This is a genomic window from Sphingomonas sp. GW821-FHT10F11, from assembly GCF_058809095.1.
On sequence record NZ_JBXASH010000002.1, the window covers coordinates 793,502 to 809,601 of the forward strand.

Annotated in this window: 13 protein-coding genes; 8 read left to right on the forward strand and 5 right to left on the reverse strand. The window is 64.1% G+C overall.

Features of this window, described 5'->3' with window-relative positions; translation table 11 throughout:
- Positions 1-105: 105 nt before the first annotated feature.
- The 3 genes from AC1RT8_RS10080 to AC1RT8_RS10090 form a co-directional block, all read right to left on the reverse strand.
- Positions 106-1,353, reverse strand: a complete 1,248-nt coding sequence (locus AC1RT8_RS10080; RefSeq protein WP_493075471.1) for an MFS transporter — start codon at positions 1,351-1,353, stop codon at positions 106-108.
- A 61-nt stretch (positions 1,354-1,414) separates the two neighbouring features.
- Positions 1,415-2,299 (reverse strand): amidohydrolase family protein, encoded by an 885-nt coding sequence (locus AC1RT8_RS10085; protein WP_493075472.1) that lies wholly within the window; start codon positions 2,297-2,299, stop codon positions 1,415-1,417.
- Between the two features lie 30 nt (positions 2,300-2,329).
- Positions 2,330-3,145, reverse strand: a complete 816-nt coding sequence (locus tag AC1RT8_RS10090) for an HpcH/HpaI aldolase family protein (RefSeq protein ID WP_493075473.1) — start codon at positions 3,143-3,145, stop codon at positions 2,330-2,332.
- 179 nt (positions 3,146-3,324) lie between these two features.
- Here AC1RT8_RS10090 and AC1RT8_RS10095 point away from each other — a divergent pair, with 179 nt between their 5' ends.
- From AC1RT8_RS10095 to AC1RT8_RS10120, 6 genes are all read left to right on the forward strand, one after another.
- Positions 3,325-4,287, forward strand: coding sequence for a LysR substrate-binding domain-containing protein (locus tag AC1RT8_RS10095; RefSeq protein WP_493075474.1), 963 nt, complete (start codon positions 3,325-3,327; stop codon positions 4,285-4,287).
- Between the two features lie 152 nt (positions 4,288-4,439).
- A complete protein-coding gene (locus AC1RT8_RS10100) occupies positions 4,440-5,024 on the forward strand; it encodes a GlcG/HbpS family heme-binding protein (protein ID WP_493075475.1) in 585 nt (194 codons plus the stop codon).
- 106 nt (positions 5,025-5,130) lie between these two features.
- Positions 5,131-7,488: a TonB-dependent receptor gene (locus tag AC1RT8_RS10105; protein ID WP_493075476.1), complete on the forward strand. Its 2,358-nt coding sequence runs from the start codon at positions 5,131-5,133 to the stop codon at positions 7,486-7,488.
- 74 nt (positions 7,489-7,562) lie between these two features.
- Positions 7,563-7,991, forward strand: a complete 429-nt coding sequence (locus AC1RT8_RS10110) for a GlcG/HbpS family heme-binding protein (protein WP_493075477.1) — start codon at positions 7,563-7,565, stop codon at positions 7,989-7,991.
- 133 nt (positions 7,992-8,124) lie between these two features.
- Entirely contained in the window at positions 8,125-8,754 is a 630-nt protein-coding gene (locus tag AC1RT8_RS10115; protein ID WP_493075478.1) for a YceI family protein, read from the forward strand.
- A 7-nt stretch (positions 8,755-8,761) separates the two neighbouring features.
- The gene (locus tag AC1RT8_RS10120) at positions 8,762-10,180 is read left to right on the forward strand and encodes a cytochrome b/b6 domain-containing protein (protein WP_493075479.1); all 1,419 of its coding nucleotides are present in this window, start codon (positions 8,762-8,764) and stop codon (positions 10,178-10,180) included.
- A 66-nt stretch (positions 10,181-10,246) separates the two neighbouring features.
- Here the strand turns inward: AC1RT8_RS10120 and AC1RT8_RS10125 are convergent, their stop codons facing one another.
- Positions 10,247-10,606 carry a hypothetical protein gene (locus AC1RT8_RS10125; RefSeq protein WP_493075480.1) on the reverse strand — a complete coding sequence of 120 codons (360 nt, stop codon included), beginning with the start codon at positions 10,604-10,606 and terminating at the stop codon, positions 10,247-10,249.
- A 332-nt stretch (positions 10,607-10,938) separates the two neighbouring features.
- On the opposite strand from AC1RT8_RS10125, the gene AC1RT8_RS10130 reads away from it, so the two are divergent.
- On the forward strand, positions 10,939-13,290 hold the full coding sequence (locus AC1RT8_RS10130) for a TonB-dependent receptor (protein ID WP_493075481.1): 2,352 nt from the start codon (positions 10,939-10,941) through the stop codon (positions 13,288-13,290).
- A gap of 84 nt (positions 13,291-13,374) precedes the next feature.
- Positions 13,375-13,836, forward strand: coding sequence for a hydroxyphenylacetyl-CoA thioesterase PaaI (gene paaI / locus AC1RT8_RS10135; RefSeq protein ID WP_493075483.1), 462 nt, complete (start codon positions 13,375-13,377; stop codon positions 13,834-13,836).
- Between the two features lie 26 nt (positions 13,837-13,862).
- Here the strand turns inward: paaI and AC1RT8_RS10140 are convergent, their stop codons facing one another.
- Positions 13,863-16,046 carry a TonB-dependent siderophore receptor gene (locus tag AC1RT8_RS10140; protein WP_493075484.1) on the reverse strand — a complete coding sequence of 728 codons (2,184 nt, stop codon included), beginning with the start codon at positions 16,044-16,046 and terminating at the stop codon, positions 13,863-13,865.
- Positions 16,047-16,100: the final 54 nt, after the last annotated feature.

Below are 16,100 nucleotides of genomic sequence, written 5' to 3' on the forward strand. Positions count from 1 at the left end.
AGAGCGGAACGGCGCCCAGCGAGAGCGCCGTCCGATCCCGCCCTGCCATGGCTCGCCGTTAATTTGAATCGACGTGCGACACTCGTCGCTGAAGGCCAATCCAACCTAGCCGGGATTCCGGCGGTGCGCATTCGCGCTCAGGCGCGACGCGGCGAACAGCGCGACGCAGGCGACCAGTGCGGGAATGGCGGCGAACAGGAACAGGACGCCGGATCCGAACCCGGCACCGATCAGAACCCCGCCGAGCAGCGGGCCCACGATCGATCCAACCCGGCCCATGCCCACCGTCCAGCCGGCGCCGGCGCCGCGGACATGTTGCGGATAGAGCTCGACGGTCATGGCGGGAAAGTTCAGCTGGCCGCCCATCACGGCGACGCCCGCCAGGAACAAGAGCGTCATGGTAGCCAGTGTCGAGTGCAGGTTGAGGCCGAGCGCGGCGACCGCGAGCGTCCCGATTCCCACCATCGTCGCGACCGGTCGGTATGGGCCGAAACGATTGATCACCGGCGCGATGCCCAGAGCCCCGGCGATGCCGCCGAGATTGAGCGCGACCCCGGCGAGCGCCGCGACACCGGGCGTCGCACCGCTCGCGACAAGGATGCTCGGCGACCAGCTCACCAGGAAATAGACCAGCATCATCAGGCAGAACAGGCCGAGCCACAGCGCCAGCGCCGGCCATAACCGGCCCTCGGCGAATTGTTCGGTAAAGGTCGAGGTCAACCGCTGCAGCAAAGGCTGGCGGACCCGGGTACCGCGCGGCCGGTAGGTCTCGGGCAGCAGGAAGGCGATGGCGAGGGCGAAGGCGCAGGCCATAGCGGTCGCCATGAAGATCGCCGGCCAGCCATGATGCAACATTCCGGCCGTGACCGCGCCGCCGACCACCGCGCCGGTCGGATAGCCGATATACATGAGGGTGACGGTCCCGCTGCGTTTCGCCGGACGGGCATGTTCGGCGGTCAGCGAGCTGACCGCGGGCAAGGCGCCGCCCAGCGCGATGCCGGCGATGAAGCGGTACAGCATGAGCATGCCGAACGAGTCAGCCGTCGCGCACAGCGCCGTGGCGACCGTGGCGAGCGCGAGAGCGCTGATCAGCATCGGCCGGCGGCCGACCCGGTCCGCCATCGGACCCATGCCGACCGCGCCGATAATGGCGCCGACATAACAGGCCGCGAAGAGGCTGCCGATATCATGGGGCGCGAGGCCCCATCCTTTCGCGATGAGGGGGGCGATGAACCCGACCATGAGCGCGTCATATCCATCGATCATGACGATGAGGAAGCAGATCACGGTGACCCGCACCGAAATGTCCCTTTGGGGTGGGCCGTCTATGGCCGTGTCCACCTGTGCCGACATGATCGTCTCTCCCGGATATTATGTGCGTTGCCGGCCGTCGCGCCCCGGCCGGGCGGGTTGGTCAGGCGAAATCGAACAGCTTGCGCGGATTGTCCACCAGGATGAGCTTGCGGATCGTCGGATCCGGCGCCCAGTCGGCGAGCATGTTGAGCAACTCTCCGGTGTCGCGGTCGCCGTCCGGAATATGGGGCCAGTCGGACCCCCACAGCACCTTGTGCGGTGCAGCCGCCACGATCGCCTTGGCGATGGCGTCGACCGCTTCCACGCTTGAATGCCGGGCAAGCCTATAGGGTCCGCTGAGCTTCAGCCAGCCATTGCCCTCGCGCAGCAGGTCGAGCATCCGGTCGAAGTCGGTGCCGTTCAGCCCGTCCTTCTCGAGCATATAGCCCATATGGTCGATGACGAACTGGATCTCGAGGCCGGCAAGGAAATCGATAAGGTCGCGGATGATCGCGCCCGGCGTGTAGAATTGCAGGTGCCAGCCGAGCGGCCCCACCTTCGCCGCCATCGCGGCGATATAGTCCTTGATCTCGTCGCGGGGCAGTGCCGCGCGCTTGAACAGGTCGAGCCGGACGCCGCGGACTCCCTTTGCATGGAAGCGCTCCAGCTCGGCTGTCGAAATGTTGGGCTCGACCATGACGACGCCGCGCGCCAGATCGGCTGCGGCTGACAGCGCGTCGAGGAGACAGGTATTGTCGGTGCCGTAGAAGGAGGGCTGGACGATCACGAAATTGTCGATGCCGATCACCGGCATCAGGCGCAGATAATGGTCCAGCTTGCCGTCCGGCAGCGTGTAGTTCGGTTCCGGGATACTGGGATACACGTCGCGCGATTCGAACACATGAGTGTGGGCGTCGCATGCGCCGGCGGGAACCTCGAAGACTGGCCGTTCCAGCGTATCGGCCGGCCGGCAAGGCGTACAGACTTCATTGGGCATTCCGGGCATCGTCAATCCTTCCAGGGAAAATAGGCCGCGTCAGCGCGCGAAGCGCGCGCGCCAGTCGGCGGCACGCTGGGCGAGCGCAGCTGCGATCATGTCGGTGTCGATCCCGGCGAACACGAGCGGGGCAAACCCCATGTCGAGCAGCTCGTGCCAATGGTCCGCATCGCCGACGCCGCCGATCACGGCGATCTTGCCGTGGCGGCGGGCCGCCTGTGCGACTGCACGGCACGCATCCATGATCTCGGGCCGTCTAACCTCGCCCGGGCACCCATAATCGGCGGTCAGATCATTGGTGCCGATGCCGATGATGTCGACGCCCTCGACCGCGGCGATCTCGTCCACATTGTCGATGCCCTTGCGCGATTCCAGCAGCACCTGGAGGACCACATCCTCGTTCGCCCGCCGGGTGAGGTCCGATGCGGGCAGCTTCGCATAGCCATATTGCGGCAGGATCGCGATCGCCGAACGCTGCCCGAGCGGCGGAAAGCGGCAGGCGGCGACGGCATCCCGGGCGCCCTCCGCCGTTTCGATCTTGGGGGATATGATCCCGTTCGCACCGCAATCGAGCAGCCGCCCGATCACCCCATATTCGCGCTCCGGCACGCGGACCCAGGAGATCATGCCCAGGTCGGTCGCCGCCGCGGCGATCTGCGCAGCGCAATCGACCGACATGCTGCTATGCTCGAGGTCCACCCAGACCAGATCATATCCGGCACCGCTCGCCATCCGCACGATCTCGGCGGTGCGCGCGTTGCGGATGCCGAGCTGTACGACGGGATCGCCGGCGGCGAGCCGCTCGATCACCGACCTGATCGGCTGCCCCCCATGCTGCGGATTGTAACGAACCACGCCCTTCTATCCTCCCACTTCGCGGAAGCGCGAGCGATCGTCGCGGCGTCGGCGTGAAGCGCCGATCCTGTCGCACACGGGCCCACCAAGGCGCGTGCACCCTCCATCGCCAGATTGCCGCAAGCCTTTGTTGCGTGCTAATTCAATTGGCCTTAGCGATTGATTGGAAGCCAATATCAATGAACCTGCGGCAGCTGCGCTATTTCACTGTCCTTGCCGAGGAACTGCACTTCCGGCGCGCCGCGGAGCGGCTGGCGATCACGCAGGCACCGCTCTCGGTCGCGATCCAGACGCTCGAACGGGAGATCGGCGCCCTACTCTTTCATCGGACCCAGCGGCGGGTCGAACTCACCGAGATCGGCGTGGCGTTTCGAAGTCATGCCGGCGCCATCCTCGAGCGCGTCGATCTGAGCCTGAGCGACGTGCGGGATCTGGTTGCCGGCGAAGCCGGGCAACTGCGGATCGGCTTCACCTCCGCCTCCTCCCTGCTGTCCTTCTTCCCGAGCATGGTCTGCGCGTTCCGCCTGAAATATCCCAAGGTGCAGGTGACATTGCGCGACACGACGTCGGCCAATCAGATCGCGGCCCTGCAATCCCGCGAACTCGATATCGGCATCATGCGCGGGAGAAGCGATCACCAGCCCGCCGACATCTCCTATACGCGGCTGATCCGCGACCGGCTGGTCGTTGCGATGCACGTCGACAATCCGCTGTGCAAGCTGCCAAAGCTGAAGATCGCCGATCTGCGCGACGAGCCTTTCCTGTTCTACCCGTCCAAATCGGGCATCGGCATCTACGACCTGATTCGGGAGCTTTGCGCAAAGCGCGGCTTCTCGCCCAATGTCGTGCAGGAGGTATTCGACTCCTCCGCCATCGTATGCCTCGCGGCCACGGGGCTGGGGATCGCCGTCGTGCCGTCGGAATTGCAGCGGGTGAAGATCGACAATGTCCAGTTCAAGCCGCTGATCGACGGCGATGCGGTGACGGATGTCTGGCTGGTCAGCCGGGCAGGGGAGCCGAGTCCGCTCATCGCAAGCTTCCGGCACATGCTGCTCGCCTCGGTAAAGACCTGGAAGCTCGATCCGCACAACCTTGCCGCGCCGGATGACGATGTGCTCGCCGGCCAGGCGATCGGCACGTAACGCCCGATCTTCTTTGATACCCAATGACCATCAATCTCCCCTTCATTCTGAATTGGAGGCAATGGATCAACCGCGCCTATCATCGCTCTACAATGTGAGAGTCCGCCCTGACCCGCGGAATATCTCGGCAACGAAGCGGATGGGAGGGGACGGTGAAAACGGCACTGGTGATTTCCGCCCTATTCGTTGTCACCACGGCGACAGCCGGCGATGCCCAGGCGGATGCGCGTCGTACCTCGGGTTTCCCGCTCGACTTCGGCCGGCCCAATGACGGACTTCCGCTACCCGACGGGCCGCGCGGGCCGCCGCCGCAACGGGCGCCCTATGCAAGGGGCCCTTCGATGGACCTGGCGCTCGTCGCGGCCAAGGCCGCTGTCGCCGCCTGCAAGGGCTCGAAGGTCGGCGTGAGCATCATCGATTCCGCCGGCATGCCGAAGCTCTACTACATTCCAGACGGGACCACCGGCTATCATGCCTATACCGGCTTTCGGAAGGCCTGGACGGCCCTGACGTTCAGGATGCCGACTTCCGCAGTCGGCGCGCTCACCAGGACGGATCCTGCGGTTCGGGCGCGCATCACCGGCGACAGCAATTTCCTGAGCTTTGCGGGAGGCCTGCCGATCCTCGTCAAGGGCGAGCTGATCGGTGCGATCGGCGTCAGCGGCGCCGAGCCGAGTGCGGCCGACGAACGATGCGCGGTCATCGCGCTCAAGACGATTCAGTCGCGGCTCCGATAGCGCGATTCAATGACAGGCCGGCGGAAGACCGGCCTGGCCCAGATCCCCGAAGACGATCGGTCTGCAAGGGGGCGACAGGGCAACGACAAACCCGGGAGACGAGAAAATGACGACATTCAAAACGGCGACACGACTCAGAACGGCATTGTTGCTGGGGTCGACTTCATGCCTGATGCCGGTTGCGGCCTTCGCGCAGGCCCAGCCGACGACACCGCCCGCCGAGGCCCAGCCTGCTGACCATGATGGGGGAATCGCCGACATCGTCGTGACGGCGGAGCGTCGCTCGAGTTCGGTGCAGGATACGCCCATCGCGATCTCGGCATTCACCGGGACGGCCCTGGCCGAACAGGGGATCGTGAGCGTGGAGGGCCTCTCCGAGGTCACGCCAAGCCTGCAGATCTACGCCGAGCAGATCAACAACGAGGAATATACGATCCGCGGCATCGGTCGGTCGAACGAGGATCTGACGACCGACTCCGGCGTCGCGGTGAACATCAACGACGCCTATCTCGCCCAGCCGAGCGAGGCGAACGCGGCGCTGTTCGATATCGAGCGCGTCGAGGTGCTGCGCGGACCACAGGGCACGCTGTACGGCAAGAATGCCGTGGGCGGGGTCATCAACGTCATCACCCGCAAGCCGACCGACAAGCTCGATGGGCAGGTCTCGGCTGAAGTCGGCAGCCTTGGACGACGCCAGTTCGAAGCAGCGGTGGGGGCACCGCTGATCGATGGCCTGTTGTCCGGAAGGATCGCCGGCTATTCGCTGCATACCGACGGCGCCTATCGAAACCTGACCACCGGAGAGCGCGCGAACGGCCAGGACGTCCAGGCGCTCAGGGGTTCGCTCCGGTTCACGCCCAGTGAAAAGCTCGAAATCAACCTGATCGGCGATTATTCCGACATCACGCAGGACGGGGTTCTCAAAAGCGTCATCGTCGACACGCCGGGCCTGCCTTTCATCCTCAAGGACTTCTTCGCAGGACCTTATCCCACGCAGGAAATCGATATCCGCAGCGGCCGAAGCAACATGAACGGCGGGCAGGGTATTCGCCAATGGGGCGGGCTGTTCCGCGCCGACTACAAGGCCGATGCGGGCACGATTTCGTTCCTGAGTTCGTACCGGAAGGAGCGCAGCTATAATTTCGAGGATGTCGACCGCACCGCGGCGCAGATCAACGACTTCTTTGCCCGGCAGCGCACCTGGGCGACCAGCCAGGAATTGCGCTTCGTTTCGGATGACGACGGCCCGCTGTCGGCCGGGGGACGGCTGCACTGGTCGGGTGGCCTCTACTGGTTCCACGAACAGGGTTGGCGCAATCAATCCATCTATCTCACCGGCCGAATCCCTTCGAGCCAGCCGGGCGATCCCGACAATCCTGATGACGGCTTGGTCGGTCCCGGTTCGCCCGACGCCCAGGACAGCACGGCAAGCTTCCTGCAGCATCTGAATACCGACAGCTATGCCGCTTTCGGTCAGGCGAAATACGACATCACCGAGAAGCTCGGGCTTACGGTGGGGCTGCGCTACACCAGCGAGAACAAGGCCTTCACCCTCGACGCGTCATCGGTGGCGAACACGCCGGGGGGCGACCCCTATGCGCTGTTCCAGCCGGACGGTCCCTTCACCGCGTCCAACGCCAAGACCTTCAACAAGCTCACGCCGAAGGTCGTGCTCGAATATGAGCCGAGCGCCGACATCCATGCCTATGCGAGCTATGCGCGCGGGTTCAAGAGCGGCGGCTTCAACGGCCAGGCCGGCACACCGGCGGATCTCACGCCCTTCGCACCCGAAGTCGCCGACAATTATGAACTCGGCATCAAGACGGACCTGTTCGATCGCCGGCTACGCATCAACGCAGCCGCCTTCTTCATCAAGTTCAAGGATCTGCAGGTCAGCGGAGTCAATGCGCAGGGGCTGATCATCACCGAGAACGCCGCCGATGCGCGGATCAAGGGTCTTGAGGTCGAGGTCACCGCGCGGCCCTCGTCAGCGCTCACTCTGAGCGGCGGGCTGTCGCTGCTCGATGCCGAGTACAAGGACTATTTCATCGAGACGTTCGATCCCACGATCCAGGGCGGTCCGCCTTTCGTGACGCTGGATCTGAACGGCAAGCGGATGACCAGCACCCCCGTCTATTCAGCGACGGCGGGGGCCGATTATGTCGTCGATCTTTCCGGTGGGTCGAACATCAAGTTCAGCGTCGATGCGACGTTCAAAGGCGACACTCTTTCCAACGAACTGACCTTGCGCTCCAATGCCTATGCCGTCGTCAACGCCAGGATCGGCTGGACCTCGCCCAATGGCCGCTGGAATATCGCGGGTTGGGTGCGCAATCTCACCGACGCGGTCTATTATCGCGGCGGCGGCGCGTTGCCCGATTTCAACAAACAGACCTCGCGCATCGGCCTGGTGTCGGATCCCCGAACCGCCGGGGTGACGGTCAAGATCGCGTTCGGCGATTGAGGAACGTTCCGGAAACCGAGGCGTCGGCCGGTTTCCGGATCCTCCAGGCATCGGCCCCAACCCATAGGAATTGCATGACGAATATCTCACTCGATCTCGCGACACGGATCATCGATGCCGCGATGCGCAAGGGCGGCGAACTCGGGCTGAAGCCCCTCAGCATCGCGGTGCTCGATGCCGGCGGTCACCTGATTTCCTTCCAGCGGGCCGACCGCGCGTCGACGCTCCGCCCCCAGATCGCGATCGGCAAGGCGGCCGGTGCCCTCGCGCTCGGCATGTCCTCCCGCAAGATCGGCGACATGGCGGCGGAGCGTCCGACCTTTATCGGGTCGCTCGGCGTGATCGCCCCGGCCGGTATCATACCCGCTGCGGGCGGCGTCATCGTCATCGGCCCGGACGGCGGGCCGATAGGCGCGGTGGGCGTCACCGGCGACACGTCCGACAATGACGAAATCTGCGCGCTCGCCGGAATCGAGGCCGCCGGGCTCACCGCTCAACCATAGGTCTCGGCATCGACAGCCGATGCGCCGCGCCCGCCCGTTCCATTCAACCGGCGCGAGCGGCACGGCCCGGCACCGCAACACAGCCGCAACCCTGCCGCGGATCAGGCAGGCCAAAGCACAGGAAGGTTTGGCAATGCGTTCATTCACTGCGTTCATCGGGGCCGCCACCATCATGGCCACGGGGCTGCTCACCGTCGCCGCAACAGTGCCGGGTACACCCGCACCGGCGATTCCGACGGGAAGCTATGTGCTCGACCAGCACCATGCCAGCCTGGTCGCGAGGATCAAGCATCAGGGCTTCTCCTTCTATACCCTGCGATTCACCGGCCTGGATGCGCGCTTCGACTATGATCCGGCCAAGCTCGATGCGACCAAACTCTCCGTCACGGTGGATGCCCGGTCGATCGACACCGCAACGGGCGGCGACAGTTTCGGCAAGGCCTTCAACACCGAACTGCTCGGCGCCGACTGGCTCGATGGGGGGCGCTTCCCGACGATGACCTTCACCTCGACCTCGATCGACATCGGCGATGGGCGTACGGGAAAAGTGACGGGCGACCTGACGTTTCACGGAGTGACGAAACCAGTCACCCTCGACGTCCTCTTCAACGGCACCGGCAAGGGCGTGCCGGCCGGCGAAACCAAGGCGGGGTTCTCGGCCACCACGACGATCAAGCGGTCCGACTTCGGTGTCACCAAATATGTGCCGCTGATCGGAGACGAGGTGCAACTCGTGATCGAGACCGAATTCAGAAAGCAGTGACTCAGCTTTGGGCCGGCGCGAGGCTCCCTCGGCGGGGCCTCGCCTCTGCTCGCGAGGAAACCACATGACCATTCAGGATGCGGACGTCGTTTCCGCGGCGAAGCCTGGCGCCGCGACTGCCCCGGCCGCCACGATATCAGCGCGCCCCGCGACCTATAGTGGCGTTGCCATTGCACTCCACTGGATCATCGCGCTGGCCATTCTCGGCCAGATCGCCCTGGGATGGCAGCTCCACCGCGTTGCGGAAGGGCCTGCTCGATACGCCGCCTTTCAACTGCACAAATCGATCGGGATATCGATATTGCTGCTCAGCCTGGCGCGTGTCGCGTGGCGGCTCGTTCGCCCGGCCCCGCCCGAGGAAGCGCTGCCGCGCTGGCAGCGTCTGGCGTCGCGCCTCGTCCACTCGGGGCTCTATGCCATCATGATCGGCCTGCCCCTGACCGGATGGATCATGGTCTCGACAAGCCGGCTGCCGATCCCGACCCGGCTGTTCGGCGCGGTGCCATGGCCGGCCATTCCCGGGCTGGCCGCGCTGTCGCCGGAGGTGAAGGCGGGTTGGAACGCTGTCGGTGACGGCGGCCACTCATTGCTTGTCTATGTAACGCTCGTCATGCTCGTGCTGCACCTCGGCGCCGTGTTGAAGCACCAGCTTCTCGACCGCGACCGGGTATTCGCCCGCATGGCGCCGGGGGCTGCGCCTGGCTGGAGGGAATCTCGGCTATGGATCGCCCTGGCATTGGCGCTGGCCGCCATGTTGCTCGGTTGCACTCTCGTCGCTGGAGCAGGTGACCATCGGCATAGTGACGAGCAGGCCGTGGTTCGAGCCGTTCCGACGCCCGCAATCAGTGCGGCCCCGCCAGCGACGACGACCTCCCCCGCCGCGACCGTCACGCCGATAGCGTCGCCGACAAAAGCGGATGCCGGGCCGGTGCGCTGGATCGTGCGGAACGGCACGTTGCGCTTTGCCACGACATGGGCCGATGCCCCGATTGCCGGAGAGTTTTCCCGCTGGACATCGGACATCGTGTTTTCGCCGGATGCCCTGGACCAATCGAGTCTGATGGTCCGCATCGACCTTGCATCGGCTTCCACCGGGGATAGCCAGCGCGACGCGGCGCTGCCAACCGCGGATTGGTTCGACACCGCGACCCATCCGTCCGGGGTGTTCCGCAGCACGCGTATCCGGTCGACCGGAGCACAAAGCTATGTTGCTGCCGGCATGCTCGACTTGCGTGGCATCCGCCACAATATCGAAGTGCCCTTCACGGTCAGGATCAAGGGGAGCACGGCCGTGGCGCAAGGGGCGTTCACGGTGAACCGGACCATATTCGGCGTCGGTCGGGGGGAATGGGCGGCAACCGACCAGATCCCGGCCGGCGTCGCGGTGACATTTGCCATCACGGCCAGGGCTGCGGTCGCCGAATGATCTTGCCCGATCGCAACCTTCGGGATGCGTCCCAATGGACCGCGCAGCCGCAGTGCGGGATATGCATCACTCGCCCAGCCAGGCCATGGCATCTTCCTCCGTCAGGAAGTAATTGAAGCGCGTATCCGGCGCGAGACGCCGGGTCTGGATCTGCAGAAGCACGCTGGTGATGATATGCGCCGATCGGCGAAGCCCCTGATCGATATGCCATTGCATGCGATCCTGCAGTCGCTTCGTATCCTGCTGGGAAATAACCTGTGCTTCACGCAAGTCGACAAGAAGGTCAAATTCCCGCGCATGGCCACTCAGGCTCAATATATGCAATTTGAGTTCTTGTTCATATTGGGCCGCTTGATCGGCGTCGAGCAAGCCAACGATCCTTACCCGGACAAGTCGAAGCGATCGATCAACGCTGATCTCGTACACGGTCGCTCTCCCAAAATTCGAATGCCGCGCCCATGGCTGTTATATGCGGCGGCACGAATATAACTTCTTAATCGGCGCGCGTCGCCATCGGGCTTGACCGGATCAGGCTTGAGCAAGGCGCCATCGCCAAACGGCCTCGGTTCACCCTGCATCCTATCGTTCTCACGAGCCGTCGCCCGCCTGCGACGCGCCACGGTATCGCCGCCACAAATATACCACCAAAAATTGACCAACCGTTCGGTCATCTATTGCGCATCTCACTTCATGATAATATGACTGACCGGTCGGACTGTTAATTAGCAGGCGTTTATCCAGGATCGGGGGAGAGTAAGATGACCAAAGGCAAGCTTTGCGCGACGACGGCATTGGTGCTGGGGTTATGGGCGCCTGTGGCCGCGGCCCAATCTGCAGAGCCGCAAGCGACAGCAACCGGCGTCGCACCTCAAACATCGGACGGAACACCGGCTGACGGCCGACTTGCCGACATCGTCGTGACGGCCAATCGGCGCGAGGAAGCGCTCCAGAATGTACCCGCCGCGATCACTGCGATTTCCGGCGACACGCTGACGCGCGACAATATTTCGGATCTCTCCGGAATCGCCAACCGTACGCCCGGGCTGAGCTTTGCCGCGTTCGCGGCGGGCCAGCCGGAAATCGCGATCCGCGGCGTCGGCACCAAGGAAGACGGCCCGGGCGCCAGCGATTCGACCGTCGTCTCGGTCGACGGCGTCTATATCGCCGCACGGTCAGCCCAGGTGTTCGACCTGTTCGACCTCGAGCGCGTCGAGGTGCTGCGCGGGCCGCAGGGCACGCTCTACGGCAAGAATTCCATCGGCGGCTCGGTGAATTTCGTGACGCTGCAGCCGAGTTCGACCCCACGATTCAAGGCCCGCATCAAGCTCGGCAACTACGGGAGGATGGATGCCGCCGGCCTGGTGAGTGGCCCGATCACCGACAATCTCTTCGGTAAGATCGCCGTCAGTTACCGCTCCAATGACGGCTATCTGCGCAACGTGCTGGTCGGCAGCCCCTTTTACGGCCAGCGCTGGGGCGAGACCGAATCGATCAGCTATCGCGGAACGCTCCGCTGGGAGCCGACCGAGCGGTTCAGCGCCAGCGTCACCATCGATGGCGCGCATGACGATAACGGTGCGACCAACCGCGAGCCGGTGGGCAGCCGGGGTCCGCTGCACAATTGCGGTTGCGCCTCGGATCCCGTCGCGGTCAACGCGGCTTTCGGCGGCGCCGGCAGCCCCTTTACGACGCTTGCCGATGTCGAAGGCTATACCAAACGCAACATCTTCGGTGTGAACGTGCAGCTTGCCTATCAGTTCGAATTCGCAACCCTGAGTTCGATCAGCAGCTATCGCCGCACGAGCTACAACTATTTGGAAGATTCCTCGGGGCTGCCCGCATCGCGCGTCTTCACCGACCTTACCGGCGCATCCGGGAACCCGAACAACGTCCTGCTCTCCCCCGCGACGAACGGCTTTACCTTCAAGATCACCGATGCCGTCAACGAACGGCCGCGCCAATATACCCAGGAAGTGCGGCTGACGTCGCCGTCGGGAGAGAGCTTCGACTGGATCGCCGGTATTTTCCTGACCAAGGAAAAGAATTTCAGGATCGAAGGCTTCAACTTTCCGTCACTGGGCCGGGCCGATCGCCTGCCGAGCATATCGAATTCATACCAGTCCAATGACGGCTTCGCTTATGCCGGCTATGCCCAGGCATCCTATCGGCCGATCGACAAGCTGAAGATCACGGCGGGTGGGCGCTATTCGTACGAGCGGAAGGAGATCACCTCCGAGGCGCGAATCGTGTCGGGCCTTCCCCTTCTCCTGCAGGCCTATCCGCAGGTTTCGGCCAAGGCGAGCTGGTCGAACTTCAGCTGGAAGGTCATCGCGGACTATGAGCTCGCGCCGCGCCTGCTGACCTATGCGAGCGTGTCCACTGGCTTCAAGAGCGGCGGCTTCACCGGCACGGCATCGACCGCCGCGGTCGCGACAAAGCCGTTCGGGCCGGAGAAGGCGACCAACTACGAAGTGGGCGTCAAGAGCGAGCTGTTCGATCGCCGGCTCCGGCTGAACGTCGCGGCCTTCTATACCGACTATCGCAACCTCCAGGTGACCCGCTTCTTCCAGCCGGTCGGCACGACCTTCGGCCAGTTCATCACCGAGAATGCGGGCAAAGCCAGCATCAAGGGCGTCGAGCTGGAAGCGGCGGCAAGCCCGCTCAGCGGCGTCGAGATCGGTGGCACCTTTGCCTATCTCGATGCGCGCTACACCGAGTTCACCGGCACGCCGTCGACGATCGTGACCGGCGCCTTCACGAACAACCGCCTGCGGCAAGCGCCGGAATATACGGCCAGTGCCTATGCAGGATATACCTATCGCCTGGCCGGTGGCGAGAAGATCGCGGTCCGTGCGAACTACAAATATCAGAGCCTCAGCTATTACGACGCCGACAACAATCCGATCACCGTGATACCCGGCTATGACCTTGTCGATGCATCGCTGGCGTTCACGACCGCCGATGGGCATCTCGAAGTGAGCATCTGGGGCAAGAACCTCTCGAATACCGAGTACCGGACTCACGTCTTTTCCCAGCGGGACAGTCGCGTGGCTTTCGCCCTGTTCGGCGAACCGCGGACCTATGGCCTCACGCTGGGATTCAACTTCTGAAGCAGATACCCGGGCATGGCAGGCTGCCATGCCCGGGCCAACGATCCGATATTCACGACCCGGCGCACCGGGAGGATGATCGAAATGACTCGTATGGATGCCCCTTCGCCGCGCGACGTCACCGATCTGATGCGTCGAACCGAAGGCCCCACCCAGCTGCTTGGCATTGCGCTGGACTCAGTGGGGCCAGGTCATGCGACGGCGTCCCTGACGCTTGACGATCGCATGCTGAACGGGTTCGGCAGCGCGCATGGCGGCATCCTGTTCCTCCTAGCCGACCAGGCTTTCGCCTATGCCTGCAATTCCGAGAATATCGCGACGGTGGCCCAGGGCGGCTCGATCACCTTCCTGTCCTCCAGCAGAAACGGCGAACGGGTCGTCGCCGAAGCGCGACGGTCGGGCCAGGCGGGCCGAACCGGAGTCTATGACGTCCAAGTCACCGCAGGCGATGGCCGCGTTCTCGCGATATTCACGGGAGTCTCGCGCTCGCTCGGGCGACCGGTGATCGACACGAACGACGTTCGTCCGGCAGAGGCGCGAGACTGAATATTGGCTCCACTATTTCAGAAGGCTCACCATTGATACCGTAGCGAGCCCATCACGGTCCGTCCGGCGCCGAAATAGCAGCTGTTGCTGAACGGGCAGGCGGTCACATAGCTCTTGTCGAACAGGTTGGACGCGTTCAGCGCCAGTGAAAAACCCCTGAGCGACGGCGTCGCGCGACCAAGATCATAGCCCAGCAAGGCGTCGATCAGGATGAAGCTCTTCGTCGTGAAGCGCTCGAAAGTCGTGACCCCATTCACCACCTTGTAGCTGGTGGTGCCATCCGATCCGCCGACATAGCGAACGCCGGCGCCGAAACTCAGACCGCCGAGCGGCCCGGCGATCCGCTCGCCCTTCCCGAAATCATAGGACAGGAAGGTCGAGGCGATCCATTCGGGCGTGCCGAGCTGTCGCGTGCCGGTGGTTGTCGGCGTGCCGCTGTTGGTCGATGTGGCCGGAACGGCAGGCGCCCCTTGCGTGATGATGGCGTCGGTATAGGCCGCCGCGACCACCACGTCGAAGCCGGGCGTGACTTCGCCGCGCCCCTCGAACTCGATCCCGCGCACGCGGACTTCGCCGATCTGGATCTGCGCGGTCGAGGGGATACCGCCGGTGCCAGCGCGCGGATCGCCCACCGGCACCTTCTGGCGGCGCAGGTCATAGGCCGAGATCGTGAACAGCGCGTTGGTGCCGCGCGGCTGATATTTGATCCCGGCCTCATACTGGCGGCCAGTCACCGGATCGAAGGGAATGCCGTCCCAGGTGGTACCGGTCTGCGGCTCGAACGATTCCGAATAGCTGATGTAGGGCGAGATGCCGGCCGGCAGTTCGTAGAGCGCGCCGAGCCGGGCGGTGAACGCGGTCTGGCCGAACGGCGTGACCGCATTGTTGCGCTTGTTGAGCGTGGTCTGGTCGTACCAATCGTAGCGTCCGCTCGCGATCAGCTGGAGCCGTCCGATCGCCACCTGATCCTGCAGATAGACGCCGACCTGGTCGCGCTTGCTGTAGCTGTTGGTATAGGCGCTCGACAGAGCGGTCAGGTCGGCGGTGGGCAGCGTGCCGCCATAGACCGGATGGTAGAGGCTGAGATTGGGGATGCTGGTGAGTGGGTTGCTCGTCACGCCGGTGTTGAACTGCTGGAAATTCTCGCCCGAGATATGCTGATAGTCGATGCCCGCCAGCACATTATGCCTGAGCGGCCCGGTGTCGAACTTGGCATTGATGCTGTTGTCGAGCGTCAGCGTGTCGAAATCCTCATCCGCGCCACCACCGCCGCGAATGATCGTGGCATAATCGGTATTGCGATTCGTGCCTGTCCCCGTCGTCGCGAAGCCCGCGACATAGAGCTGGCGATAGCTCAGCCTGTTGTTTTGGTAGCGCGCGCTCGACCGGAACGAGAGATTGGCGCTGAAATCGTGGCGGAACAGCGCCTCGACCGATTTGGCGCGATGATCGTAGCGCTCATAGCCGGGATCGCCGGTGTTGATGTCGCGCGGCAGCAGGCCGTTGGGATTGGCGAGCACCGAACCATAAGCGGGAACGCCCGAATAGCCGCCGCCGCTCGGCGAGCGTTGATAGGTCGCGATCAGCGTCAGGCTGGTGCTGTCATCAGGCGCGAAGGTCAGCATCGGGCTGATATGATAGCGTTCGGAGAAGGTGCCCTTGGTCAGCCCGTCATTCTTCTGCCAACCGCCGACGATGCGCGCGAGCAACTTGCCGCCGGCATCGAGCGGCTGGTTGATGTCGCCCACCGCGCGGATCGTGTCGTAATTGCCGGCCTGCAGCTCGAACCGGCCCGACGCGAGCGGCTCGGGCATCTTGCTCGTCAGGTTGACCAGGCCGCCCGGGGTCGAATTGCCGTAGAGCACCGAAGCCGGACCCTTCACCACATCGATGTGGTCGATGCGGTTGAAGTCGATCTGCGGCATCGAATAGGGGCCGGCGAGCAGCCTCATACCGTCGAGATAGACGCCGGGGGTGAAGCCGCGCAGGATGAGCTGGTCGTAGCGCGTGACCATGCCACCGCGCTGGTTCGCCGAGACGCCGGCGACATAGCCGAGCGCCTGGTTGATCGACAGGGCATTGCGGCGGACCAGCTCCTCACTGTCGATCACGGTAATGGTCTGCGGCGTCTCCATCAGCGGCGTGTCGGTCTTGGTGCCCGACCCGGTCTGCTTTTCGCGTAGCCCGGTCACGACGATGTCGTCGCGCACGCCTGATTCCTGAGCTTGAGCATATGCCGTCGTCGGAGCGGTCAGCGCCGACAC

What these genes read in the sequence shown, in the direction of transcription:
- AC1RT8_RS10080 (WP_493075471.1), bottom strand. Translation starts at nt 1,353, where the DNA reads ATGTCGGCACAGGTGGACACGGCCATAGACGGCCCACCCCAAAGGGAC.
- AC1RT8_RS10110 (WP_493075477.1), top strand. Translation starts at nt 7,563, where the DNA reads ATGACGAATATCTCACTCGATCTCGCGACACGGATCATCGATGCCGCG.
- AC1RT8_RS10130 (WP_493075481.1), top strand. Translation starts at nt 10,939, where the DNA reads ATGACCAAAGGCAAGCTTTGCGCGACGACGGCATTGGTGCTGGGGTTA.
- paaI (WP_493075483.1), top strand. Translation starts at nt 13,375, where the DNA reads ATGACTCGTATGGATGCCCCTTCGCCGCGCGACGTCACCGATCTGATG.
- AC1RT8_RS10105 (WP_493075476.1), top strand. Translation starts at nt 5,131, where the DNA reads ATGACGACATTCAAAACGGCGACACGACTCAGAACGGCATTGTTGCTG.
- AC1RT8_RS10095 (WP_493075474.1), top strand. Translation starts at nt 3,325, where the DNA reads ATGAACCTGCGGCAGCTGCGCTATTTCACTGTCCTTGCCGAGGAACTG.
- AC1RT8_RS10115 (WP_493075478.1), top strand. Translation starts at nt 8,125, where the DNA reads ATGCGTTCATTCACTGCGTTCATCGGGGCCGCCACCATCATGGCCACG.
- AC1RT8_RS10085 (WP_493075472.1), bottom strand. Translation starts at nt 2,299, where the DNA reads ATGCCCGGAATGCCCAATGAAGTCTGTACGCCTTGCCGGCCGGCCGAT.